Consider the following 22,577-nt stretch of genomic DNA (forward strand, 5'->3'; position numbering starts at 1 on the left):
CATGCGATTGCACCATTGTGGGGATAATGATTTTCGGATTCACGTTATAAGATGACAAAACTTTTAAGCCCGGAATGCGCTTGCAGGCGTAGTCCTTTCGATACGAAAAGATCTGGCGGAAAGCATGAGCGGTACATCCCTTAAATTTGGCACCAGCGGTCTTAGGGGATTGGCGGATGAACTGAATGGTTTGCCCGCTTATGCCTATTCTCTTGCTTTCGTCGGAATGCTGTCCGAAGCTGGCAAGCTGCGAAAGGGCGACAAGGTCTTCGTCGGTCGCGACCTTCGCCCATCCAGTCCTGCCATTGCCGCACTTTGCATGGCGGCAATCGAGGATGCGGGATTTCAGCCGGTCGATTGCGGCGTCTTGCCGACTCCGGCACTAAGCCATTATGCAATCTCGCAGCAAGCGCCCAGCATCATGGTCACTGGCAGCCATATCCCGGACGACCGCAACGGGCTCAAATTCTATCGCGCTGATGGCGAAATCGACAAGAGCGACGAGAGTGCCATCAGTGCCGCCTACGCGGCTTTGCCTGCAAATCTTGCCTTTCGCCATTTGCACGAAGTGCCCCTTGGCAGCGATGCAATCGATCTCTATGTGCAACGCTATGTCGAGTTTTTGGAGCGCGGAAGCCTTGAGGGGTTGCGGGTTGGCGTCTATCAGCACTCCTCTGTCGCGCGGGATCTCATCGTCAGGATTCTCACCGGTCTTGGTGCCGAGGCTGTGCCGCTCGGACGGTCCGATGTGTTCGTGCCGGTCGACACCGAGGCCCTTCGTTCCGAAGATATTGCGCTTCTCGATCGATGGGCGAAGGAAAGCCACTTCGACGCGATTGTATCCACGGACGGGGATGCCGATCGTCCGTTGGTTGCGGACGAGAAGGGGCGCTTTGTCCGGGGCGATCTGGTCGGAGCAATCACCGCGCGCTGGCTTGGCGTTGAAATGATCGTGACGCCCGTTACGTCCAATTCCGCTCTTGAAGAGCGTTTTGATCGCGTTATCAGAACGCGGGTGGGATCGCCCTATGTCATCGAAGGCATGGAGCGGGCCATCGCCGGAGGCGCACGGTCGGTGGTCGGGTTTGAGGCCAATGGCGGTGTATTGTTGGGCACGGATATAAGCCGTGGCGGACATGCGCTAACCGCGCTTTCGACCCGCGATGCGCTGCTGCCAATTTTGGGGTGCCTTGGTTCCATTAAGAAAACAGGCAAGCCATTGTCTGAAATAGCATCAGGTTTCCACTTCCGCGTTGCGCTGAGCGACAGGCTCCAGAATGTCGCGCAGGAAAAGAGCCTCGCGTTTCTATCCTCGCTGACAAGCGAGGCAGCACGCGGCGCACTGTTTCAAATGGACGATCCGATTGTCCGGTCTGAGGCAATCGACGGCGTGAAACTCTTCTTCCATTCAGGCAATGCCATCCACTATCGTGCTTCCGGCAACGCGCCGGAACTGCGGTGCTATGTGGAAGCCTCAGGCGAGAGCGAGGCAAAAACACTTCTGGAAACGGGGCTCGCCATCGCCCGCGACGCAACAAGGACAACTGAGCAATGAGCTTTATTCCTGTCATCATCAGCGGCGGTTCCGGTTCGAGATTATGGCCGCTTTCGCGCGACGCGCATCCGAAGCCATTTATCGAGTTGCCGGATGGCAGCACCCTGATCGGCAAGACTTACAAGCGCGCGGCAAGGCTCGACGGTGTGGACCATATCCTCACCGTCACCAATCGCGACTTCCTGTTTCTGACGCTCGACGCCTATGCCGATGCGAACGCGCCCAAGGTCGATAACGCATTTCTGCTGGAGCCGCTTGGACGCGATACCGCGCCGGCTGTTGCCGTCGCCGCGCTCCATGCCGCGACCGCTTACGGCCCGGACGCCACATTGCTGGTCATGCCTGCCGATCATCTGATCGAGGACGAGGCTGCTTTTGCCGAGGCGGTTTCAAAGGCGAGGCCGCTCGCTGAAGCGGGCCGCATCGTCACTTTCGGCATTGTGCCGGATCATCCGGAAACCGGCTTCGGCTATATCGAGGCCGAGGGCATCGACGTGCTGCGCTTCGTCGAAAAGCCCGACGCCGCGACGGCGCAGGCCTATGTGGAAAGCGGCCGGTACTTCTGGAATTCCGGCATGTTCTGTTTCACCGCCGGAACCATGCTCGAAGCGATGCAGCGCCATGCGCCTGAAATCTTCGCTGTTGCTCAGGCTTCGCTCGAACATGCCCGGCGCGGCGTCAATGGCGAGACGAAGACCGTTGAGATCGCGAAGGACGATTTTGCGGCGGCGCCCGCGATTTCCATTGATTATGCGATCATGGAAAAGGCCGACAACATTGCCTGCATTCCGGTGTCCTGCGGCTGGTCCGATATTGGTTCCTGGGCGGCAATGGCCGATCTCATCACGCCCGACAGCGAGGGCAACCGGCTGCGCGGCGAAACGGTCATCGAAGACACGACCAACAGTTTTGTCCTGTCTGAAACCCGGCTCGTCAGCCTTGTCGGCGTTCGCGACCTTCTTGTCGTGGACACGCCCGATGCGCTGCTGGTCGCCCATCGGGACAAGGCGCAGGAGGTGCGCAAGGTCTTCAACACGCTGCGCGCCGATGGCCATGAAGCGGCCAAGCTTCACCGCACTGCCCATCGTCCTTGGGGCACCTACACGGTGCTTGAGGAAGGTGACGGCTTCAAGATCAAGCGGATCGAAGTGAAACCGGGGCGGCGTCTGAGCCTTCAGGCGCATCATCACCGTTCCGAACACTGGATCGTCGTTTCCGGCACCGCGAAGGTGACCAATGGCGACCGCGAGATCCTGCTCACGACGAACCAGTCGACCTATATCCCCTGTGGCTTCCGGCACCGGCTGGAAAATCCGGGCATTCTGCCGCTCGTGCTCATCGAGGTGCAAAGCGGCGAATATCTGGGCGAAGACGACATCGTGCGTTTCGATGACGTCTATGGGCGCACATAATATCAGGGTCCTTTGAGTAACTCTTTGGACTCTGATCAAGCCCGGTAGCGGCTGAATTTTTCCAAGGCGTGATGTGTCGGCATTCCAGCGCCTTGGCAAAAAGAATCGGAAATTTCCGGGCGCGGTATTTATTCGGGAACCATTCGCCGTCGCGAATGTTTGCCTTATATGCCAGGTAATGAACAAGAGGCGGCGACCGATCTGATCGGCATGCCGTTCATCGATTTTCAGAAACACGCACTTTTTTTCGACGTCGATGGAACCCTGCTCGATATCGCCGCCGATCCAGACGGCGTGGTCGTTCCGGTCGGCCTGCAAAAGTCCCTTTCGGCTCTCTCCGGGCATCTGTCGGGGGCAACGGCGCTGATCACCGGCCGGGCAATCGCCTTCATTGAGGAACGCTTTCCTGACTATCGCGGGCCGATAGCCGCCTTGCACGGTGCCGAGTTTCGTCACGCATCAGGGCTGGTCGAATTGATCGAGCCCGGCGAGCATTTTCGAACCGCCAAGGATTTCCTGCGGCAGACGGCACTTCGCGTCAGCGGCCTTCGTGCGGAGGACAAGGGCAGTGCCGTCGCCCTTCATTATCGCGCCGCGCCCGAAAAGGCCGAACTTGCCCATGAGCTCGTGGACAAGGCGTTGAAGCTCGCCGGTCCGGACTGGACCGTGCAGGCAGGCAAGATGGTTTTCGAGCTGCGGCCCGCGATAAGCGACAAGGGGGCGGCCTTGCGCCGCTTCATGCGGGAGGAACCGTTCGCGGGCAGGGTGCCAATCGCTTTCGGTGACGATCTGACCGATTTGCCGATGCTCGAGGCGGCGGAAAAACTGGGAGGAACAGCCGTCGTGATCGGGCGTGCAATCGACCGTCCGGGGGCTGCGCGTTTTGCAAACCCGGATGAGCTTCGCCTCTGGCTCTCCCGCCTCCAGGACAAGGGACAGGAAAAGCAATGAAAGGATTCGGTGTATGGGTCGGCTGATCGTGGTCTCCAATCGTGTTCCCCTGCCTGACGAACAGGGCAAGGCGCCAGCGGGCGGTCTGGCGGTTGCGTTGCAGGCAGCGCTCAACGAACGCGGCGGCATATGGCTCGGTTGGTCCGGCAAGACGCTTCCCGCCCGTCAGCCGCAGGAACTGACGATCCGCGACGAGGGACCGATCCGCTATGCGCTGCTCGATCTCCACAAGAAGGATATCGATGAATATTATGCTGGCTTCGCCAATCGAATGCTCTGGCCGCTCTGCCACTATCGGCTTGATCTTATTGATTACACGCGCAAGGACATGGCCGGATATTTCCGGGTCAATCGCCTGTTTGCAAAGCATCTACTGCCGATGATCGAGCCGGATGACCTCATCTGGATTCACGACTACCATCTCATCCCGCTTGCTGCTGAACTGCGCAATCTCGGCATTACCAACCGCATCGGCTTCTTCCTGCATATTCCATGGCCGCCCGCAGACATGGTCTTCACGCTTCCCGTGCACGAAACCATCATGCGTGGCCTCGCTTCCTATGATGTCGTCGGCTTCCAGACCGAAAACGATGTCGATAACTTCATCAGCTGCCTGCGGCGTGAGAAAATCGGCAAGCCCCTCAGCGATGACGGCCTGTTTGAGGCTTTCGGGCACCGGTTCCGGGCCGAGCGTTTCGGCATTGGTATCGAGACGGCCGCATTTGCGGAGATTGCCGGCAAGGCGGAAGGCCATTCGACGGTGCGGCGCATGCGCGAAAGCATGCTGGATCGCAGCCTCATCATCGGTGTCGACAGGCTCGACTATTCGAAGGGCATCACCAATCGCATGGAGGCTTTCGAGCATTTCCTGAAGGTTGATCCCGGCAATCGCGGTAAGGTCACCTTTCTGCAGGTTACGCCGAAATCACGTTCGGAAGTGCCGGAATACAAGGATATGCAGCGCGCGGTGGCCGAACTGGCGGGGCGGGTGAACGGAGCGAATGCCACGGTGGACTGGACCCCGATACGTTATATCAACCGCTCGCTTAATCGTGACGTGCTGGCCGGTCTCTATCGGCTCGCCGCTGTCGGTCTGGTCACGCCGCTGCGCGATGGCATGAACCTTGTTGCGAAGGAATATGTTGCCGCCCAGAACCCCGAAAATCCCGGCGTGCTGGTGCTGTCCCGCTTTGCCGGCGCCGCGCAGGAGCTTGACGGCGCGCTTCTCGTCAATCCGTATGACACAGAGGCGATGGCCTATGCCATGGCCCGCGCGCTGGCCATGCCGCTTGAGGAGCGCAAGGAGCGGTTTGAAAGCATGATGCGCTTTCTGACCACCCATGACGTCAACCGCTGGTGCGACGACTTTCTGAAGCGTCTTTCATCGGGATGATAATGGCTTGGTCATGAAGAGCTTGGCCAGGTATCAGAGCATCAGTATGCCGCGCTTGACGGCATTTCTCGAACCGCGGGCCGCGCAGCCGAAATCGTCAGCATCCGACGCCAGCAGAGCCGTGGCAGATGCTCGGGCCTCTTTGGGCGACATACCGAAACGGGCCTTGAATGCCTTGGTAAACTGTGCCCCGTCATGAAATCCGCAACGATAGGCAATTTCCTTGGATGAAATATGCCGCCCCCGTTCATCGGCCAGAATGCGACAGGCGCGATCCAGCCGTTTGTCGCGAATAATTCTGGCCACGCCGCCATCCCTCTCAAACGTTCGGTAAAGGCCGGAGCGGGAAATGCGCAGATTCTGGGTTATTGAATGTGGGCCGAGCAGCGGATCGGAAAGCTTCTCATCAATATAGGCAAGGATTCGTTTGCGTATGGGCAGGTTGGCCGGAAGGCTTTCGATCACGCCACCTTCCGCGCCATTGATGCCTGCTCCAAGCAGCATGAACATTGCATCCAGCGCCGCTTGTGCCTCCGCCCTGTCCAGGACCCCGCTCACGGACTGCAGATTGCGCAGATAGCTGAAAAGCAGGCATGTCATGGGGGCATCTGCCGGCATTACGAGGCCATGCAGGTTCCGCCAGCCGACCGTCCTCTCCAGTTCCTCGCGCGGAATCACCACTGTAATGCGCGAGCCGCTCGACACGCGGCTCTCCACCGTCTGGCTCAAATCGATGACAACGATATCGCCCTGTTTCGCTTCGACATCGACACCGTTGAAATCGCCGTTCAGATTTCCGCCGGTGATGAGTTGCAGGACATAGTGATCCAGTCCGCCCTCGGCGATGAGCTTTCGTGTTCGTGTGTAGCGTTGTGAATTGAACGAGGTTATGCCGATTTGAATGGAGCCCAGGGCCCGCACAACAATTGATCCCGACAACTGATAATCGTCGTTCTCAGCCTTGATTTCGTACATTGGCTTGATGACAGCACGCCAGAATTCGTTGCGCAGCCCGTCCTCAATCATGTCTGTCGAAATTGATAAATTGTTGCTCATTGTAAACCGCTTGGACAAATACCATAACATGACAGGGAATTAATCATGAATTAGAATTAGATACTATAAGTATATGTCTGATTTTTTTATAGGCACCAAGAAATTGCTTCCTTATTAATATGGCATCAAAATTATTTTGTCTATGAAATTTTCGTTATTGAACTTAAATATTTTCAATATTAATAACTATAAAATAAGATTATTAATTAATTTATCTCAAAATGGAATTAGAGATCATTAATATATTTGACCTTCTTGGGGGTGTTGCCATTAATAAGGCCGCAGCGTTAAATTTATGGTTGGCGCTGGACCGAAGCGAATCCGCACCGATATTTATGGTGTCTGAAAGTGTTGCGAGATGAGACCGTTTTTTGCTTTTGTGGTTCTGGCTCTGATCAGCTGCGCCGATATTGCCTCTGCGGAGGCGCTGAAAGATCATGTCAAGACGGCGTGCCGTCTTGTCCCGATGGAGGGGACGGGCGTTTCAATTGGCGCTGCGAGACCATCGTGGGCGATGCCGCTGTCGAGACCGGCAGGCTCGCGGTCGCAGCGCGCTATCGTCTATCCGCAGGCTGCGCCGTCACCGCAACTCTATCGTTATGATTGCAGTCCCGGTTATATGGAGCCGGACCCGGCTCCATATAACCGGTCCGATGGTCAGTAAGGGCTGTCGACCTTGCCCATTTCCACATAAACGGTCTTGATCTGGCTGTAATGCGCAAGGGCTGCAATGCCGTTTTCGCGCCCGATGCCCGATTGCCTGTAACCGCCGAACGGCACTTCCACCGGAGTGAGGTTATAGGCATTGATCCAGCATGTGCCGGCCTTGATCTGGCCGATCACGCGATGGGCGCGGGCGATGTCGGCGGTGAAGACGCCCGCCGCCAGTCCGAACTCCGTATCGTTGGCGCGGGCAATCACCTCGTCCTCATCGGAAAATTCCAGCACGCTCATCACCGGGCCGAAGATTTCCTCGCGGGCGATGGTCATGCTGTCGGTCACATCCGTGAAGATGGTCGGCTCGATGAAGTAGCCCTTATCGAAGCCTTGCAGTTTCGGCACGCCGCCGCCATAGGCAAGCGTTGCGCCTTCCGCCTTGCCCTTTTCGATATAAGAGAGAACTTTTTCGCGCTGGGCCGCGTTGACGAGCGGACCCATCTGGGTGGCCTCATCCAGCGGATCGCCAATGCGGATTTTGCGCGTACGCGCGATGAGCCGTTCGACAAAACGTTCACGCAGGTTTTTATGAACGAATACGCGGGTGCCGTTCGAGCAGACCTGTCCCGTCGAATAGAAATTGCCGAGCATCGCGCCGCCGATGGCGCTTTCAAGTTCCGCATCGTCAAAGACGATGATAGGCGATTTGCCGCCAAGTTCCATCGTGACATGCTTCAGATGTTCGCCGGCCTGCGCCATGATGCGCTTGCCGGTCGGCACCGAGCCGGTCAGGGAAACCTTTGCCGTCAGGCGATGATTGACGAGTGCGGCGCCCACGTCGCCGAAGCCTTGCACGACATTGAACAAGCCATCCGGCAGCCCCGCTTCCTTGTAGGCTTCGGCCAGCGCGAGCGCTGAAAGCGGCGTGTTTTCAGACGGCTTGAAGATGAAGGCATTGCCCATGGCAAGTGCGGGCGCGGATTTCCACGCGGCGATCTGGATCGGATAGTTCCATGCGCCAATGCCGACGCAGATGCCAAGCGCTTCACGGCGCGTATAGGCGAATGAGCCGCCGAGTTCCACGAACTCGCCGTTGAAACCGGAAATGATGCCGCCGAAGAACTCCAGAGCATCGGCGGCTGACGCCGCATCGGCCACCAGCGTTTCCTGCAGCGCCTTGCCGGTATCGAGCGTTTCGAGCTTCGACAGTTTCTTGTTCTTCTCACGCAGGATTTCCGCCGTGCGGCGCAGGATGCGCCCGCGTTCGACAGGCTTCAGCGCGGCCCATTCGCCTTGCGCTTTCAGTGCGGCCGCATAAGCCGCTTCGATCACGCCGGGCGTGGCGGAATGAAGCTTGGCAATCTCCTCGCCGGTGGCCGGATAGATAACAGGCAAGGGCTTTCCGGCCTTGTCTTCCACGAATGCGCCGCCGATGAAATGCGAGGCTTTGGGTTGTGCTTTCATTGTTGTTTCCTTGTTTAAGGCAGTAGGGCAGTAAGGCAATAAGGCAGTATGTTTTTAAGCGCCGGGAACACGACTTGACATATTCCCCTACTGCCTTACTGCCCTATTGCCTTGACCGCGTTAGCGGTCTGCAACCTGCCACCTCGGATTGATCCACGGCTCCTGATTGGAGCGGGCGAGCGGCGTGCGGCCCAGAATGTGGTCGGAGGCTTTTTCGCCGACCATGATCGACGGGCCGTTGAGATTCCCATTGGTGATGCGCGGGAAGATGGATGAATCCGCAACGCGCAAACCATCGACGCCAATCACGCGGCATTCAGCATCGACCACGGCCATTGGATCGTCAACCGCCCCCATCTTGCAGGTGCCGCAGGGATGGAAGGCGCTTTCGACATGCTCGCGGATGAAATTATCGATTTCCTCGTCTGTCTGCACCTTGTCGCCGGGCTGGATTTCCGCTCCCCGATAGGGATTGAACGCGGCCTGCCCGAAGATTTCCCGTGTCAGCCGCACGCAATGGCGGAAGTCCGCCCAGTCGTCTTCATGCGACATGTAATTGAACCGGATGGCCGGCTTTTCACGCGGATTGGCCGAGCGAAGCGTCACGCTGCCGCGAGACTTCGATCGCATCGGGCCGACATGGGCTTGAAAGCCGTGCGACTGCGCCGCAGCCTTGCCGTCATAGCGGATGGCGACCGGCAGGAAATGATACTGGATGTCGGGATATTCGACGCCCGCCTTTGAACGCACAAAGGCGGCGGATTCGAAATGGTTCGTCGCGCCGTCGCCCGTCTTGAAGAACAGCCATTCCGCGCCGATCTTCGCTTTCGAAAACAGGTTCAGCTTGGAATAGAGCGTGATCGGCTGCGTGCATTCCTGCTGGATATAGACTTCCAGATGGTCCTGCAGGTTCTGGCCGACGCCGGGGCGGTCGGCAACCACGTCGATGCCGTGGTCTTTCAGATGCGCAGCCGGGCCGATGCCGGAAAGCATCAAGAGCTTCGGCGAATTGATCGATGAAGCGGCAATGATGACCTCGCGCCGCGCGCGGATGGTCGAAAAGCTGCGGCCCGCCTCGATTTCCACACCGACGGCGCGCTTTCCTTCCAGCACGATCTTGCGCGCAAGGCCCTTGACCAGCTTGACGTTCGGGCGCTTCAGCGCAGGCTTCAGATAGGCATTGGCGGCAGACCAGCGACGACCGTTGTGGATCGTCTGCTCCATCGGGCCAAAGCCTTCCTGCTTCTCGCCATTATAATCTTCGGTGACTTCAAAGCCCGCCTGCTGGCCGGCCTCCACAAAGGCATGAAACAGCGGATTGTCGCGCTTGCCGCGCTGGATATAGAGCGGGCCGCTGGTGCCGCGCCAGCCTTCCTGTCCGCCCTGCGAATTTTCCATCCGCTTGAAATAGGGCAGCACATCGGCATAGGCCCAGCCGCGCGCGCCGCTTTCCGACCAATGATCATAATCCTTGGCGTGGCCACGCACATAAACCATGCCGTTGATCGAGGACGATCCGCCCAGCACCTTGCCGCGTGGCGTCACAAGGCTGCGCCCGCCGATATGCGGTTCCGGCTCGGTAGAGAATCCCCAGTCATAGGTCTCCATATTCATGGGGAAGGAGAGGGCGGCAGGCATCTGGATCAACGGTCCGACATCCGGCACGCCATATTCGATGACGATCACCGAATAGCGTCCGTCTTCCGACAGGCGATAGGCCATGGCCGATCCGGCGGAGCCCGAGCCGATGATGACGAAATCCGCTTCCATGCTCATTTCTTCCCCGCAAGCTGAACCGCGATATAGTCTTCAACCAGTGCCGTTGCTCGGGCTGCATCCGGCGCGTCGGCGCCAAGCGCGTGACGGATATAGAGGCCGTCGATCATCGCCCCGGCACCTTCGGCAATGCGGTGCGCCTGTTCGCGGGAGGTCAGCTGCTCCAGCGCGAAAACGAGGTTGGAATGAAGGCGGCGCGCATAGATGCGCAACAGCCGCCTTGTGTCTTTCGACTGCTGGGCGTGAACATAGAAGGTGAGCCAGGCAGCAATCGTTTCCTGCGTGAACTGTGAGGCGGAAAAATTGACGGCGATGATTGCCGCGATCCGCGCCCGCGGCGTTTCGGCTTGTCCGATGGCCGCCTTGAGATCCTGCCCGAGCTCACGCAGCAGATGCCGCATCGTAGCGAGAATGAGCTTGTCCTTGCCGCCGAAATAATGATGCGCGAGCGCGGGCGACACGCCCGCTTCATGCGCGATCTGCGCAACGGTTACATCCAGCGAACCGCGCTGGCCGATGGTGCGAATGGCGGCATCGATCAATTCGCGCCGTCTCAGGGGCTCCATCCCGATCTTGGGCATAATCTTGGTCCGTTCTCAGGCTAATTCTGGCGTAGTCTATCTTTGATTGACTCATCAATCAATAAAAACCCGTCATGCAAATCATGCGTTTACGCATCGCGGAAGCGGGTGGGGGAAGGCTTGTCGGCAGGGATATGCTTGCTTACATTGAGGCAATGAGCAGAGCTTTCACCAAAGAACAGGATGATGCGCCGACCGACCTCGGGGAGCGTCCTGTCAGCCCGCATCGCAATCTCGTCACGCCAACCGGTCTGAAGATGATCGATGATGAAATTGCCCGGCTGCAACGCGAGCTGGCCGATGCCAATGTCGCCGGCGAGCGCACGGCGGTTGCGCGCATCTCGCGCGATTTGCGCTACTGGACGGCGCGGCGTGAAAATGCCGAGCTTTCCATTCCCGCTCCCGACAGCGATGTGGTGCGTTTCGGCATGACAGTGGAGCTGGAAAATCTGGACGACGGCAAGGTCCGCCGCTGGACCATCGTGGGCGAGGACGAGGCCGACCCGTCAAACGGCAAGATTTCCCACGTCGCGCCTGTTGCCATCCTGCTGTTCGGCAAGCCGGTCGGCGATGTTGTCAAAATCAACAATGTCGAATGGGAAATCGTATCGCTGAAAGGGGGTTAACCTTCTATCGCGACCGTATGGTCACGGAAAAACGCTGCTGCGCCAGATTCATCGATTTCGCTGGTCGAAACCATCAGGACAAGCTGGATAACGTCTTCCTGTCCGGCTTCAAGACTGTAGCCGTTGAAATAAAGAAACAAATCGGCGGCAGCCAGTCCGGTTCTCTTGTTGCCATCCACAAAGGGATGGTTCTTCAGGATGCCGAACAGATAGGCCGCCGCCAGATCGAAAACGTCGGGATCGCCATAGGCTTCCTTTTGTAGCGGTCGCGCCAGCGCGGAATCCAGCAAGCCGGAATCGCGAATTCCTGCCGCGCCACCATGCAGGCGCAACTGCTCCTGATGCAGCGCTTCTATGAAGGTCCGCGAATGAAAGTCTATCATTGAGCGAGCACGCGATAGGCGGTCTCATATTTTTTCATCCGCTCGCGGGCAATCTTCATTTTCTTCTCGAAGATTTCCGGGTCTTCGGTGCTTCGGGTCAGTCTCAGCCCGTCCTTGTCTGCGGTCAGGACCAAGGTGTCACCCGTCTGCACGTTCAACTGCTCCAGCATTTCCTTCGGGATGATCACACCGTCAGAATTGCCGATCTTGCGCAGGGTTACATTCATGGCCTTTCTCCTATGTTATAACGCATGATATAACATAGTGCGCTTCCCTTGTCACTGCAAACTACAGCCAGCCCTTGCGGCGGAAATAATAGAGCGGCAGCAGGGCAGAGGCGACCATCAGAATAAGCGCCATCGGGTAGCCCCAAGGCGAGTGCAATTCGGGCATGAAGGAAAAGTTCATGCCGTAGATGGAAGCGACCAGCGTCGGCGGCATGAAGCCGACGGCCGCGACCGAAAATATCTTGATGATGGCGTTTTGCTCGACCGAGATCAGCCCGACGATCGTATCGAGCAGGAACGTGACCTTGTTGGACAGAAAGTCCACATAGGCGGTCAGCGATTGCGTGTCGCGCTCCAGCGACTTGATCCAGCTTCGCGTTTCCTTCTTGCCGGATGCGGGATTGCTGGTGGCCGACAAATAGACCAGCATGCGGCTGATGCCCGCCAGACTTTCCCGCATCCGCGAGAGAAAGGTTCCCTGTCCGCCGATCTGGGTCAGTATGTGCCGGAAATCCTGCGTCGTCATCGGGCGAGCCTTGGGCTGGCGGCGATAGATGGAGTGCGAGGCCGCATCGATCTTGCCCGCAACGCCCTCCAGTATATCCGCGAGCCGGTTCGTCGTGGCTTCCGTGATGCCGAGCATGATCGACAGGCCCGAGCATTTGGCCGAAATGAGGCCATTGCCCGGCTTGGTCGAGCGCAGAACATAGGTGGTAAAGGATTTCGGATTGGCGTAACGCACGGTTATCAGCCGCGAACCGTGCAGGATGAAGGTGACTGGCGCAAGCTCCCGATGGTCGAGATCGACGGCGTGCAGGATCGGGACCGTCAGATATTGCGCGCCGGTCTCCATATAAAACCGGCTCGATTCCTCGATTTCCGTCATGTCCTCGCGCGTCGGGATCGAAATGCCCGTCCATGCCTCGACAATGCTGTCCTCGTTGACGCCGGGAGCGAAGAGGTCAATCCAGATCACATTCTCGGGCAACGGAGTACCCGGTTCGACCTCCACCTGTTCGAGGTGGTCACCGGAAAGGCTGTAGAGTGTGATCATACTGGCACCTGAAGTCTGGCCCGAATGTCGGGCAGCGGGATTATGGGCACTGTGCGCGAAAATTGTTAACGGAATGCGGCAGCGGTTTCCAGTCCGCAATCAGCTTTCTCCATGACGGTTGACAGCTTCCTTCCGTGGGTCTAATTCATCAAGTCATCAGATGACTTTGGTGGAGCTTATGAAGGCGATATCCCGCAAGACCCTGACGGATTCGGCCACGCAGGCACTGCGTGCGGAAATCATGTCGGGGCGCTGGTCGGTCGGCGACCAATTACCGAACGAGGCGGCACTTTCCGCAACGCTCGATGTCAGTCGCGGCACGGTGCGCGAGGCGGTGCGGGCGCTGGTGGCGCAGGGAATGCTGGAAACCCGGCAGGGCTCGGGCACTTATGTCCGCTCGACGGCGGATACTGCGCGCAGCCTTGACCGCATCCGCCACACCAGCCTGCGCGACCGTTTTGAGACCCGGGCGGTTCTGGAAACGGAAGCGGCGCGCCTGGCTGCCTCGCGCATCACGCGGAAAGGGCTCGCGCATCTTGAGAAAATGCTGGTGCAACGTGGCAATCGCGGCGAACTTGACCGCGAAACTTTCGTGGCCCGGGACTTTGCCTTTCATGAGGCCATTGTCGCGGCCTCGGGCAACAGCGCTCTGATCGAGGTCTATGCCTTTTTCTCCGCATCCATTCGCGAATCCATAGAAGCCACGCTCAATGGCGAACTGCCCGAACCGAACGACGAAGCACACCGCCAGATCGTCGAAGCCATCGCCTCGGGCGATCCCGACAAGGCCGGCGCGACCGTTCGCCGTTTCATGGCGCCCCTGATTGAAGAACTTGAAAGGTTGCTCGCATCATGAGCCACACGAACACAGCCCTGTCGGACACGACGGAAAATGAGGCGATGCAGCCGGACGCGCTGGTCGACGCGGAGGCTGACAGCGTTCCGCCGCCGTCTGTCCAGCAGCCGCCCAGCAAGGCGATGCGCATTTTGCTGGGATTGAGCCTCGTGCTCATCGCCGCCAATCTGCGGCCGGTATTCTCTAGCGTTTCCGTCCTCTTGCCGGAAATCATCGAGGCGACGGGCATGTCGTCCGTTGCGGCCGGTATATTGACCACGCTGCCGGTTGTCTGCCTTGGTGTCTTCGCCCCGTTCGCGCCGCGCATGGCACAGCGTTTCGGCGCGGAACGCGTCCTGCTTGTCGTGCTGGCAGTGCTGACCGTCGGCACGGCCATTCGCGGCTTCGGCTCGTTCTCCTCGCTTTATATTGGCGCCACGCTCGCCGGTGCCGCCATTGCCATGGGCAACGTGCTGCTTCCCGGTGTCGTCAAGCGCGATTTTCCGAAGACAGCGGCCATCATGACTGGCCTTTATACGATGGCATTGTGCGGCGGCGCTGCATCCGCAGCCGGTTTCACCATTCCTGTCAAGGGATTGCTCGGCGGCTCGTGGAACCTTGCTTTGGCCTTCTGGGCCATTCCGGCGGCACTTGTGCTGCTTCTGTGGCTGCCGCAGGCCATGCGCGCAAAACACAATGTGGCGCATTCGGGCTTCCGCGTGATCGGTCTCTGGAAGGACAGGCTGGCCTGGCAGGTAACGCTGTTCATGGGGCTGCAATCCTCCACGGCCTATATCGTCTTTGGATGGCTGGCGCCGATCCTGCGCGAGCAGGGGCTTAGCCCGGCTGCGGCTGGCGGTCTCGTCTCTTTCTCGATCATGGTGCAGGTCGTCACTTGTCTTGGGGTGCCGTCGATAGCCACTCGCCAGAAAAACCAGAGCCTGCTCAATGTCATTCTGTGTGCTTGTGCTGCCCTGCCGCTAATCGGTTTTCTCTACCTGCCGCAGTGGACCTATTGGGGGCTGGCAGTCGTTCAGGGCATCGGGCAGGGCGGTCTTATCGCGGCTGCGATGATGGTGATCGTTCTGCGTGCGCCGGATTCACACACGGCGGCGCATCTGTCCGGCATGGCGCAATGCGTCGGCTACACCATCGCCGCCATCGGCCCGCTGATCGTCGGCATGATCCACAGCGCGACGGGCAGCTTTGCGGCTTGCGGCGCGTTCTTTGCGCTTCTCGGACTGGGGGCCGCCACTGCCGGATGGGGCGCGGGGCGCGCGCGGCATGTGGGCGTGCGGGTGACAAACGAATAAAACAGCAAAAAACCCCGGCAAAACCGGGGTTTTTCTTTACCGTCAGGCGAAACGCATCAAGCCTTTTCGTAAAGTTCCTCGACGAATTCCCAGTTGATGAGGTTATCGACGAAGGCTTCGAGGTATTTTGGACGCAGGTTGCGATAATCGACATAGTAGGAGTGTTCCCACACGTCGACACCGAGGATCGGCGTTGCGCCGTGAACGAGCGGGTTTTCGCCGTTCGGGGTCTTGGAAATTTCAAGCTTGCCGTTCTTGACCGACAGCCAGGCCCAGCCCGAACCGAACTGGCCGACGCCGGCGGCGATGAAATCTTCACGGAACTTGTCGTAGCCGCCAAGATCGGACTCGATTGCCTTTTCAAGCTTGCCCGGCAGCTTCTTGCCGCCGCCGCCCTTCTTCATCCACTTCCAGAACTGGATGTGGTTGTAGTGCTGGCCGGCATTGTTGAAGAGGCCCTGATTCTTGCCGTAGCTTTCCTTGACGATCTCTTCCAGGCTCTTGCCTTCAAGGCCGGAGCCTTCGAGCAGCTTGTTGCCGTTGGTGACATAGGCCTGATGGTGCTTGTCGTGATGAAGCTCAAGCGTCTCGCGCGACATGTAGGGCGTAAGGGCGTCATAGTCATACGGCAGGGCGGGCAGTTCGAAAGCCATTGGAAACTCTCCTCTTTTCTTCAGCTTATATGGGCAGCTCGCGGCTGGCCGAGCAGATGCTGCCACAAAACTTGCGTGCGGAATCTACATAGGCCGCATCGGTGCGGGCGGCAATGGCGTCAATGAGCGATTCAGCTTCAAGACAATGAATTATTATTGAAATCACAGTAGGATGGCGTAATTCTGAATTTAGAGCGCATCCGGAAAAGTGTGAAACGGTTTTCGGACAAGATGCGTGTCAAAAACAAAGGATTGGAGCGTCGGTCTGATCCAGTCAGATCGAAACGCGCTCTGTCGCTTCGCGATCCGCGGCGGACCCTCACAGGAGGAAATGGTGTCCCACAGTTCTTATGTCTTCGACGCTTATGGCACATTGTTCGATGTCCATTCGGCGGTGCGGCGACATGCGGACAAGGCCGGGCCGGACGGAAGGGCATTTTCCGAGCTGTGGCGCGCAAAGCAGCTTGAATATTCCTGGGTGCTGAGCCTGATGGGCGCCTATAGCGATTTCTGGAAACTCACCGAGGAATCGCTTGATTTCGCCTTCGCGCGCTACCCTTCCGTCGATCCGGCCCTGCGCGGCGACCTGCTCGACGCCTACTGGAAGCTCGATTGCTATCCGGAAGTGCCCGCTGCCCTCAAAGGCCTGAAAGAGAAGGGCGCAAGGCTTGCAATTCTCTCCAACGGCTCGCCCGCAATGCTGGAATCCGCCGTCCGGTCGGCAGCGCTCGATGTTCTGCTGGACGATGTGATTTCCGTCGATGAAGTCAGGAAGTACAAGACCGCACCGGCAGTCTATGAACTTGTCACGCTGCACTGGCGACTTTATCCGTCAGCGATCTCGTTCCAGTCTTCAAACCGCTGGGATGTGGCGGGGGCGGTGCGGTTCGGCATGCGCGGGGTCTGGATCAACCGTTCCAACCAGCCCGACGAATACAGGCAGTTCGCGCCGGCGCTCATTTTGCCAAGCCTTCAATTGCTGGATTGACTTCTCACTAAAAGTTGAACTCGACCAGTTTATTGAAACCTTCCTCTTGCACCCAAAATTGTGTCGCGGCTGCAACACGAGCCATGCTGGTGTGCCTTCGCCACGTTTAGGCCGCATTAAGAACGGGTGTACGCCACAATTTTCGGGCGTTTTCCGTGCAATCGAACACCGGAAACAGCCATTTCGGGCCGTTTCGACCGTTCACTGCGCATCTGCCACAATTTGGTTGGGTCGCAATTCGTTAACCCTGAATGTGTATCTGTAACTCCTCCCGTCACTAAACTGGTTTTCATATGCAAACGACCCTTACCCGCCGTTCCTTTCTGACGGCAATGACAGCAACAGCGGCCACCGGCCTGGCCGGTTGCGCTCAGTTGGGGCAGAATGTTCCAATCATCGATGTGGATCAGTCGGGCAACCCGATCAACCGCACCCCGCAGGCCAATGTAGACTCTTCCTATGGCGGCTGGGCGCAGATGTATGCCGCCGTCGAGGATGGCGGCTTCCAGCTTCCGGCAATCCCGATCCAGAAGATGGACAAGCGCTACCTGCGTCAGGTGGTGCAGGACCCGACCGGCGAACTGCCGGGTACGATCGTCATCGATACGGCCAACCGCTTCTGCTATCTGGTCCTCGAAGGCGGCCAGGCGATGCGCTACGGCGTCGGCATCGGTCGTGAGGGCTTTGCGTGGTCGGGCCGCGCCGTGATCCAGTACAAGCGCCAGTGGCCGCGCTGGACTCCGCCGGATGAAATGATTGCCCGCCAGCCGGAACTGACGCAGTACAGCGCCAAGAACGGCGGCATGGCTCCGGGCCTCAAGAACCCGCTGGGCGCCCGCGCGCTCTACATTTTCCAGGACGGCAAGGACACGCTGTACCGCTTGCACGGCAATCCGGAATGGTGGTCCATCGGCAAGGCAGTCTCTTCGGGCTGCGTGCGCTTCCTGAACCAGGACATCATCGATCTCTACGATCGCGTTCCGGCGAAGTCGCCAATTCTCGTAATGTGAGCTTAGGGGAATAGGGCAGTAAGGCAGTAGGGCAATATGTTTGCTTGACTGAAACCTTCTGCCCTATTTCACTTGCTGCCTTGCTGCCTTGCTGCCTTGCTGCCTTGCTGCCTTGCTGCCTTACTGCCTTAATTCACCGCTTGAAACTGCCGAGAATTCCGCGCACGAGCGCACGGCCGAGTGAATTGCCGACCGAGCGGACAACGGACTTCATGGCTGCTTCCGCCACCGTCTGGCGACCGGAGCGGCGGCCCGTGCCGAACACCGTACCGGCGATCTCGCCAAAGATACCGCCGCCGCCTTCCTCCTCTTCCTTGCTCTTCTGCTGGGCTGCCGCCGCATTCTGCGCCTTGCGGGCCAGCATTTCGAAAGCGGAATCGCGATCCACGGCCTGATCGTACTGACCGGCAACCGGGCTTGCGGCGATGATCCTGGCGCGCTCGTCGGGCGTCAGCGGACCGATGCGGGAAGAGGGCGGGCGAATGAGGGTCCGCTGCACGATGGAGGGGACGCCCTTGGCCTGAAGCGTGGAAACCAGAGCCTCGCCCGTGGCAAGATTGGTGATTGCCTGAAACGTGTTGAAATCCGGATTGGGGCGGAAAGTGTCGGCTGCGGTCTTCACCGCGTTGGTCTCACGCGGGGTATAGGCGCGAAGCGCGTGCTGCACGCGGTTGCCAAGCTGCGCCAGAACCGTTTCCGGCACATCGAGGGGGTTCTGCGTCACGAAATAAACGCCGACGCCCTTGGAGCGGATCAGGCGCACGACCTGCTCCACGCGGTCAATCAGCGCCTTGGGGGCTTCATCGAACAGAAGATGGGCTTCGTCGAAGAAGAAAACGAGCCGCGGCTTGTCCGGATCGCCCACTTCGGGCAGTTCCTCGAACAATTCCGACATCAGCCACAGCAGGAAAGTGGAATAAAGCCGCGGGCTCATCATCAGCTTGTCGGCGGCCAGCACGCTCACCACGCCGCGCCCATCGGTGGTGGTGCGCATCAGGTCGGCAATCTTGAGCGCCGGTTCCCCGAAGAATTTCGAGCCGCCCTGCTGGTCGAGAACCAGAAGCGAACGCTGGATCGCGCCCACCGAGGTCTTGTTGACATTGCCGTATTTGCCCGAAAGCTCTGCCGAGCGTTCCGCCATTTCAGCAAGGATCGCTTGCAGGTCCTTGAGGTCCAGAAGCAGCAAGCCTTCTTCGTCCGCCAGACGGAAGGCGATGTTCAGCACGCCTTCCTGCGCCTCGGTCAGGTTCATCAGGCGCGACAGCAGCAGCGGCCCCATTTCGGAAATGGTTGCGCGGACGGGATGCCCCTGTTCGCCGAAAATATCCCAGAAGATTACTGGCGCCGCGCGCATTTCATACGGGTCGAGCTTGATCTCGTCCGCCCGCTTGACGAGGCCGTCATTTTGAACGCCGATCGCGCCGATGCCGGAAAGATCGCCTTTGATGTCCGCGCAGAAAACGGGCACGCCCGCCGCCGAAAAGCTTTCGGCCAGAACCTGCAATGTAACCGTTTTGCCCGTGCCGGTCGCGCCGGTGACGAGGCCATGGCGGTTGCCGTATTTCAGCGCTAGATATTCCGGCTGCTGGTAGGAGTCGTCCGGCTTGCGGCTCGCGCCAAGAAAAATAGCGTCTTCGGCAGTCATCAGGCGGTTTGCTCCCTCTGTTCATCTCGCTTCAACGTATAAACGTCGCTCATCGTCACGACAAGAAAAAGCCTCGGGAGACGCCGTAGACGAGGGAACGAAGCTTGCGGCTGAACCTCAGCGCGCCGGATAGCCGTTCGGACGGGCTGGAATGGCTTTCAGATAGGCGGCGATTGCGTTGCGATCCGCTTCGGAAAGATGGGCCATGTTGGCGACCACATCGGTCATCGATCCGCCGAGCGAATCGAAATCCGGCGTGAAGCCGCTTTGCAGCGCATAGGCGATGTCCTTCTCGCTCCAGCCGCCGATGCCTGCTTCGCCCAGGGTGATGTTCGGCACGACGCCTCTTTTCCCGTCGCTGCCGGTCTCGGGCGATAATGCGCCCGCAAGCCATCGGCTCTTGTCCAGCCCGCCGATCACATTGCGCGGCGTGTGGCACTCACCGCAATGACCAAGGGTTTCGGTCAGATATTGGCCGCGCTTCACCTGATCGGAGGCATTTGCGATTTCCACCGCAGGCTGGTCGGAGAGGTAGAGCTGTTTCCAGAGGCCCAGCCCGCGCCGTATGTTGAACGGGAAGGAAAGCTTGTGCGGCGCCGCTACATTGGCGGATGGCGGCAGTGTTTTCATGAAGGCGAACAGATTGGCCACGTCCTGCGGCCGCATTTTCGCATAGGATGTGTAAGGGAAGGAGGGATAAAGATGTTCGCCTTGCCTGCCGACGCCTTTCAGCATGGCATTGGCGAAATCCTGGATCGTCCACGTGCCGATCCCTTGCTCGGACGGCGAGATATTGGGGACGATGAATGTTCCGAAATCCGAAACAAGTTCATGCCCGCCCGCCAGAACCTTGCGCGCATCGCCGGTTGCGCCGGGCGCGGCGTGACAGGAGGCACAGCCGCCCGCCCAGAAAACCTGCTCGCCCTTGACCGGATCGCCCGGTTCCATCGCGTCCAGGACGGCATCGCTGACCTTCTGCGGCGTGGTCAGAATCCAGAAAGCCGCGGCTCCAAGGACGACCACGGCACCCGCGACATATGCCAGTTTTCGGACCATTTCATCCGTTCCCGTCTGGCGGTTCCGACGAAGCGGACCGCTCTTATGGCTGTCGTTCAGCACGACAGTTTCAATGTGCGAAGGCCTCCGGAGTTCCCCCGCACCTTGCTGGAAATGCTCTTGCGCACCGAATGTTTCGGTCCGGTACGCTCGGCATCAACCGTTAAGATCAGTCCTTCTTGACGCGATAGGCCTGATGGCAGGAACCGCAATTGGCGGCAACCTGCTGGAAGGCTGGCTTCAGCGCATCCAGATCCTGCGGCTTGGCGGCGAGAGCAGCGGCGGCGTCGGTGCGGAATTTTTCAACGTGCTTGACGAAATCTTCCTTGTTTTCCCAGATTTTTGGCGAGGCTTCCGTGTCGCCCTGATCGGAACCGGCAGGGAACAGCGCGTCCACGTCCAATTTCTTGGCGTCTGCGTCAATCTTTTCGAGCGCTGCAAGCGCGGCGGCGGCGTCGAAAGGCTTCTCGCCCTTGATCATGGGAGCTATAGAGCCGACCGAACGGCCAAGGTCCTTCATGATCGCCTGACGATCAGCTGTCACGTCAGCCTGTGCTACACCGGCGACCAAGACAGCAGCAGAACTGATAGTCAGGAAAAACAAACGCATGTGATCCTCCGCATTTAAAAATTGAACAGATTTCGTTCTTTGGTTCAAATATCCGATACAATGGAGGGCATTGCAATCACTGCATCCGCTTAAATCCCCAATGCTGCAAGTATCATCGCTAATTTAGTGAGATTATTACATGGGGTTCACGTTATCGTGAAAAACATGACTTAAACGATATTGTTTTATGCCGGCCTGTAAGCTCGGCGGCGAAACGGGATTTCAGGCGGCCAATGCAAAAAAGCCCCGGAAAAAACCGGGGCCTTTCTCATAAATGCACGTTCGATCAGACGAACTGGCCGAGGCCAGGGATCGCGCCGATCACGGCGTCGACCGGTTCGTCGCCCGCTTTTTCCTTGGCGAAGCGGATGGTTTCCCTGGCAACGCCGGAAATCTCGCCCATGCCGAGGCCCGCACCCATGAGCTGCGAGCCGAGGCCCATCACACCGCCCATCAGGCCGGACAGGAAGCCGCCGCCCTTGACCTGCGAAATGGCTTCTTCAGCGCCGGGAAACGCCGCGAAAAGCTTCTGGACTTCCGCCTCCGGGCCTTCCTTCTGCAGGAAGGCGAGGATCATGCCGACAGCCTTTTCTGCCGTTGCCGCATCGATGCCGACTTTGGAGGTGATGCGTGCGATCAGTTCTTCCATGGAAATTCTCCCAAAAATCTTACGTTTACGTAATATGCATTCTCGCCTTCGCTTTGCAAGCGGCTGAATGCCAAAATATCAGGAGTATTTAACGTTTCTCTTTCAGCGCGGAATGAACGGAATTCGTCACGGTTCCTACGGCGTCGGCCTGAAAAGCGGGATCGAATTTCGCAAAGGATGATGCGTGGATGCAATAGGGTGAGCGACCTTTGTGCGTCCGTAAGGACGCACGGCTCCAGAGCATTCCAGCAAAATTGTGAAACGGTTGTGCGTTCGCAAATGCGGCAAAAACAAATAGATAGGGCGGTTCCAGCGATTGCGTAAAACAGGAACCGCTTTAGCGTTTCGTGCAGCGGACGAGCGTTGCAGCACCGGCATTGGTGTATTTGCTCTGCATCGTATAGAGCCACCCCTTGCATTCGGACATGCTGCTGAAACAGCGGATACGGTCGATCGAGACCAGTCCGTCGCCGCCGGTGATGAAGGGTGAATCGTCCACGCCGCTGAACTGGCCGACGATGATGCCGCTGCCTCGTCTTGGCATGCTGCAGCGCTGGCCCGCATATTCGCTCACATCCTTGCGCACCTGAGCCTCAGCCGACATGGGCAGGGCAACAAGGCCGGGAACCGCAAGCGATGCGGAAGTGAGGCAAACAGCAATGACTTGACGCAACATCGGATTC

23 protein-coding genes are annotated in these 22,577 nt (G+C 58.6%); 10 read left to right on the plus strand and 13 right to left on the minus strand.

Going from position 1 to position 22,577, the window contains the following annotated elements; translation table 11 throughout:
- Positions 1 to 124: 124 nt before the first annotated feature.
- The 4 genes from J9800_RS13340 to otsA all read left to right on the plus strand — a co-directional run bounded on the left by J9800_RS13340 (position 125) and on the right by otsA (position 5,311).
- On the plus strand, positions 125 to 1,555 hold the full coding sequence (locus J9800_RS13340) for a phosphomannomutase (RefSeq protein WP_210845819.1): 1,431 nt from the start codon (positions 125 to 127) through the stop codon (positions 1,553 to 1,555).
- Positions 1,552 to 2,967 carry a mannose-1-phosphate guanylyltransferase/mannose-6-phosphate isomerase gene (locus J9800_RS13345; RefSeq protein WP_210845821.1) on the plus strand — a complete coding sequence of 472 codons (1,416 nt, stop codon included), beginning with the start codon at positions 1,552 to 1,554 and terminating at the stop codon, positions 2,965 to 2,967. The genes J9800_RS13340 and J9800_RS13345 overlap by 4 nt, the downstream gene beginning before the upstream one ends.
- A 168-nt stretch (positions 2,968 to 3,135) precedes the next feature.
- Complete coding sequence (otsB, locus tag J9800_RS13350; protein ID WP_210845835.1) at positions 3,136 to 3,918, plus strand: trehalose-phosphatase; 783 nt, start codon at positions 3,136 to 3,138, stop codon at positions 3,916 to 3,918.
- Positions 3,919 to 3,931: 13 nt separating this feature from the next.
- Complete coding sequence (gene otsA / locus J9800_RS13355; RefSeq protein ID WP_210845836.1) at positions 3,932 to 5,311, plus strand: alpha,alpha-trehalose-phosphate synthase (UDP-forming); 1,380 nt, start codon at positions 3,932 to 3,934, stop codon at positions 5,309 to 5,311.
- 33 nt (positions 5,312 to 5,344) lie between these two features.
- On the opposite strand, the gene J9800_RS13360 is transcribed toward otsA, so the two are convergent.
- Positions 5,345 to 6,367: a helix-turn-helix domain-containing protein gene (locus J9800_RS13360; protein ID WP_210845837.1), complete on the minus strand. Its 1,023-nt coding sequence runs from the start codon at positions 6,365 to 6,367 to the stop codon at positions 5,345 to 5,347.
- Positions 6,368 to 6,725: 358 nt separating this feature from the next.
- Here J9800_RS13360 and J9800_RS13365 point away from each other — a divergent pair, with 358 nt between their 5' ends.
- Complete coding sequence (locus J9800_RS13365; protein WP_210845838.1) at positions 6,726 to 7,031, plus strand: hypothetical protein; 306 nt, start codon at positions 6,726 to 6,728, stop codon at positions 7,029 to 7,031.
- Here J9800_RS13365 and betB read toward each other — a convergent pair.
- From betB to betI, 3 genes are all read right to left on the minus strand, one after another.
- Positions 7,025 to 8,488 carry a betaine-aldehyde dehydrogenase gene (gene betB / locus J9800_RS13370; RefSeq protein WP_210845839.1) on the minus strand — a complete coding sequence of 488 codons (1,464 nt, stop codon included), beginning with the start codon at positions 8,486 to 8,488 and terminating at the stop codon, positions 7,025 to 7,027. The two genes, J9800_RS13365 and betB, sit on opposite strands and share 7 nt — an antisense overlap.
- Before the next feature lie 120 nt (positions 8,489 to 8,608).
- Positions 8,609 to 10,258, minus strand: coding sequence for a choline dehydrogenase (betA, locus tag J9800_RS13375; protein ID WP_210845868.1), 1,650 nt, complete (start codon positions 10,256 to 10,258; stop codon positions 8,609 to 8,611).
- Between the two features lie 2 nt (positions 10,259 to 10,260).
- The gene (gene betI / locus J9800_RS13380; protein WP_210845840.1) at positions 10,261 to 10,845 is read right to left on the minus strand and encodes a transcriptional regulator BetI; all 585 of its coding nucleotides are present in this window, start codon (positions 10,843 to 10,845) and stop codon (positions 10,261 to 10,263) included.
- A 155-nt stretch (positions 10,846 to 11,000) separates the two neighbouring features.
- Here betI and J9800_RS13385 point away from each other — a divergent pair, with 155 nt between their 5' ends.
- Positions 11,001 to 11,471 (plus strand): GreA/GreB family elongation factor, encoded by a 471-nt coding sequence (locus tag J9800_RS13385; RefSeq protein WP_210845869.1) that lies wholly within the window; start codon positions 11,001 to 11,003, stop codon positions 11,469 to 11,471.
- On the opposite strand, the gene J9800_RS13390 is transcribed toward J9800_RS13385, so the two are convergent.
- From J9800_RS13390 to J9800_RS13400, 3 genes are all read right to left on the minus strand, one after another.
- The gene (locus J9800_RS13390) at positions 11,468 to 11,854 is read right to left on the minus strand and encodes a type II toxin-antitoxin system death-on-curing family toxin (protein ID WP_210845841.1); all 387 of its coding nucleotides are present in this window, start codon (positions 11,852 to 11,854) and stop codon (positions 11,468 to 11,470) included. The two genes, J9800_RS13385 and J9800_RS13390, sit on opposite strands and share 4 nt — an antisense overlap.
- Complete coding sequence (locus J9800_RS13395; RefSeq protein WP_061347202.1) at positions 11,851 to 12,081, minus strand: AbrB/MazE/SpoVT family DNA-binding domain-containing protein; 231 nt, start codon at positions 12,079 to 12,081, stop codon at positions 11,851 to 11,853. Before J9800_RS13395 ends, J9800_RS13390 begins: the two co-directional genes overlap by 4 nt.
- Positions 12,082 to 12,142: 61 nt before the next feature.
- Positions 12,143 to 13,135, minus strand: a complete 993-nt coding sequence (locus tag J9800_RS13400; protein WP_121983094.1) for a magnesium transporter CorA family protein — start codon at positions 13,133 to 13,135, stop codon at positions 12,143 to 12,145.
- A 178-nt stretch (positions 13,136 to 13,313) separates the two neighbouring features.
- Between J9800_RS13400 and J9800_RS13405 the strand changes: the two genes are divergently transcribed.
- Positions 13,314 to 13,991, plus strand: a complete 678-nt coding sequence (locus J9800_RS13405) for a FadR/GntR family transcriptional regulator (RefSeq protein WP_210845842.1) — start codon at positions 13,314 to 13,316, stop codon at positions 13,989 to 13,991.
- 44 nt (positions 13,992 to 14,035) lie between these two features.
- Entirely contained in the window at positions 14,036 to 15,283 is a 1,248-nt protein-coding gene (locus J9800_RS13410; RefSeq protein ID WP_235964075.1) for a CynX/NimT family MFS transporter, read from the plus strand.
- A 56-nt stretch (positions 15,284 to 15,339) separates the two neighbouring features.
- Here the strand turns inward: J9800_RS13410 and J9800_RS13415 are convergent, their stop codons facing one another.
- Positions 15,340 to 15,936, minus strand: coding sequence for a superoxide dismutase (locus J9800_RS13415; RefSeq protein WP_121983091.1), 597 nt, complete (start codon positions 15,934 to 15,936; stop codon positions 15,340 to 15,342).
- Between the two features lie 334 nt (positions 15,937 to 16,270).
- Between J9800_RS13415 and J9800_RS13420 the strand changes: the two genes are divergently transcribed.
- Together J9800_RS13420 and J9800_RS13425 are read left to right on the plus strand one after the other, a co-directional pair.
- Positions 16,271 to 16,924, plus strand: a complete 654-nt coding sequence (locus J9800_RS13420) for a haloacid dehalogenase type II (RefSeq protein WP_121983118.1) — start codon at positions 16,271 to 16,273, stop codon at positions 16,922 to 16,924.
- Between the two features lie 293 nt (positions 16,925 to 17,217).
- A complete protein-coding gene (locus tag J9800_RS13425; protein WP_121983090.1) occupies positions 17,218 to 17,934 on the plus strand; it encodes a L,D-transpeptidase in 717 nt (238 codons plus the stop codon).
- 133 nt (positions 17,935 to 18,067) lie between these two features.
- Here J9800_RS13425 and J9800_RS13430 read toward each other — a convergent pair whose 3' ends face one another.
- The 5 genes from J9800_RS13430 to J9800_RS13450 form a co-directional block, all read right to left on the minus strand.
- Positions 18,068 to 19,579, minus strand: a complete 1,512-nt coding sequence (locus J9800_RS13430) for a helicase HerA-like C-terminal domain-containing protein (RefSeq protein ID WP_121983089.1) — start codon at positions 19,577 to 19,579, stop codon at positions 18,068 to 18,070.
- A gap of 117 nt (positions 19,580 to 19,696) precedes the next feature.
- Positions 19,697 to 20,635 carry a c-type cytochrome gene (locus J9800_RS13435; RefSeq protein WP_210845843.1) on the minus strand — a complete coding sequence of 313 codons (939 nt, stop codon included), beginning with the start codon at positions 20,633 to 20,635 and terminating at the stop codon, positions 19,697 to 19,699.
- A 169-nt stretch (positions 20,636 to 20,804) separates the two neighbouring features.
- Positions 20,805 to 21,245 carry a c-type cytochrome gene (locus tag J9800_RS13440; protein ID WP_121986792.1) on the minus strand — a complete coding sequence of 147 codons (441 nt, stop codon included), beginning with the start codon at positions 21,243 to 21,245 and terminating at the stop codon, positions 20,805 to 20,807.
- A gap of 286 nt (positions 21,246 to 21,531) precedes the next feature.
- Entirely contained in the window at positions 21,532 to 21,894 is a 363-nt protein-coding gene (locus J9800_RS13445) for a DUF2267 domain-containing protein (RefSeq protein ID WP_210845844.1), read from the minus strand.
- Between the two features lie 337 nt (positions 21,895 to 22,231).
- Positions 22,232 to 22,570: a hypothetical protein gene (locus J9800_RS13450; RefSeq protein WP_122066670.1), complete on the minus strand. Its 339-nt coding sequence runs from the start codon at positions 22,568 to 22,570 to the stop codon at positions 22,232 to 22,234.
- Between the last annotated feature and the right edge of the window lie 7 nt (positions 22,571 to 22,577).

This window comes from Ochrobactrum sp. AP1BH01-1, from assembly GCF_018066705.1.
In the GTDB taxonomy this organism is placed as follows: domain Bacteria; phylum Pseudomonadota; class Alphaproteobacteria; order Rhizobiales; family Rhizobiaceae; genus Brucella.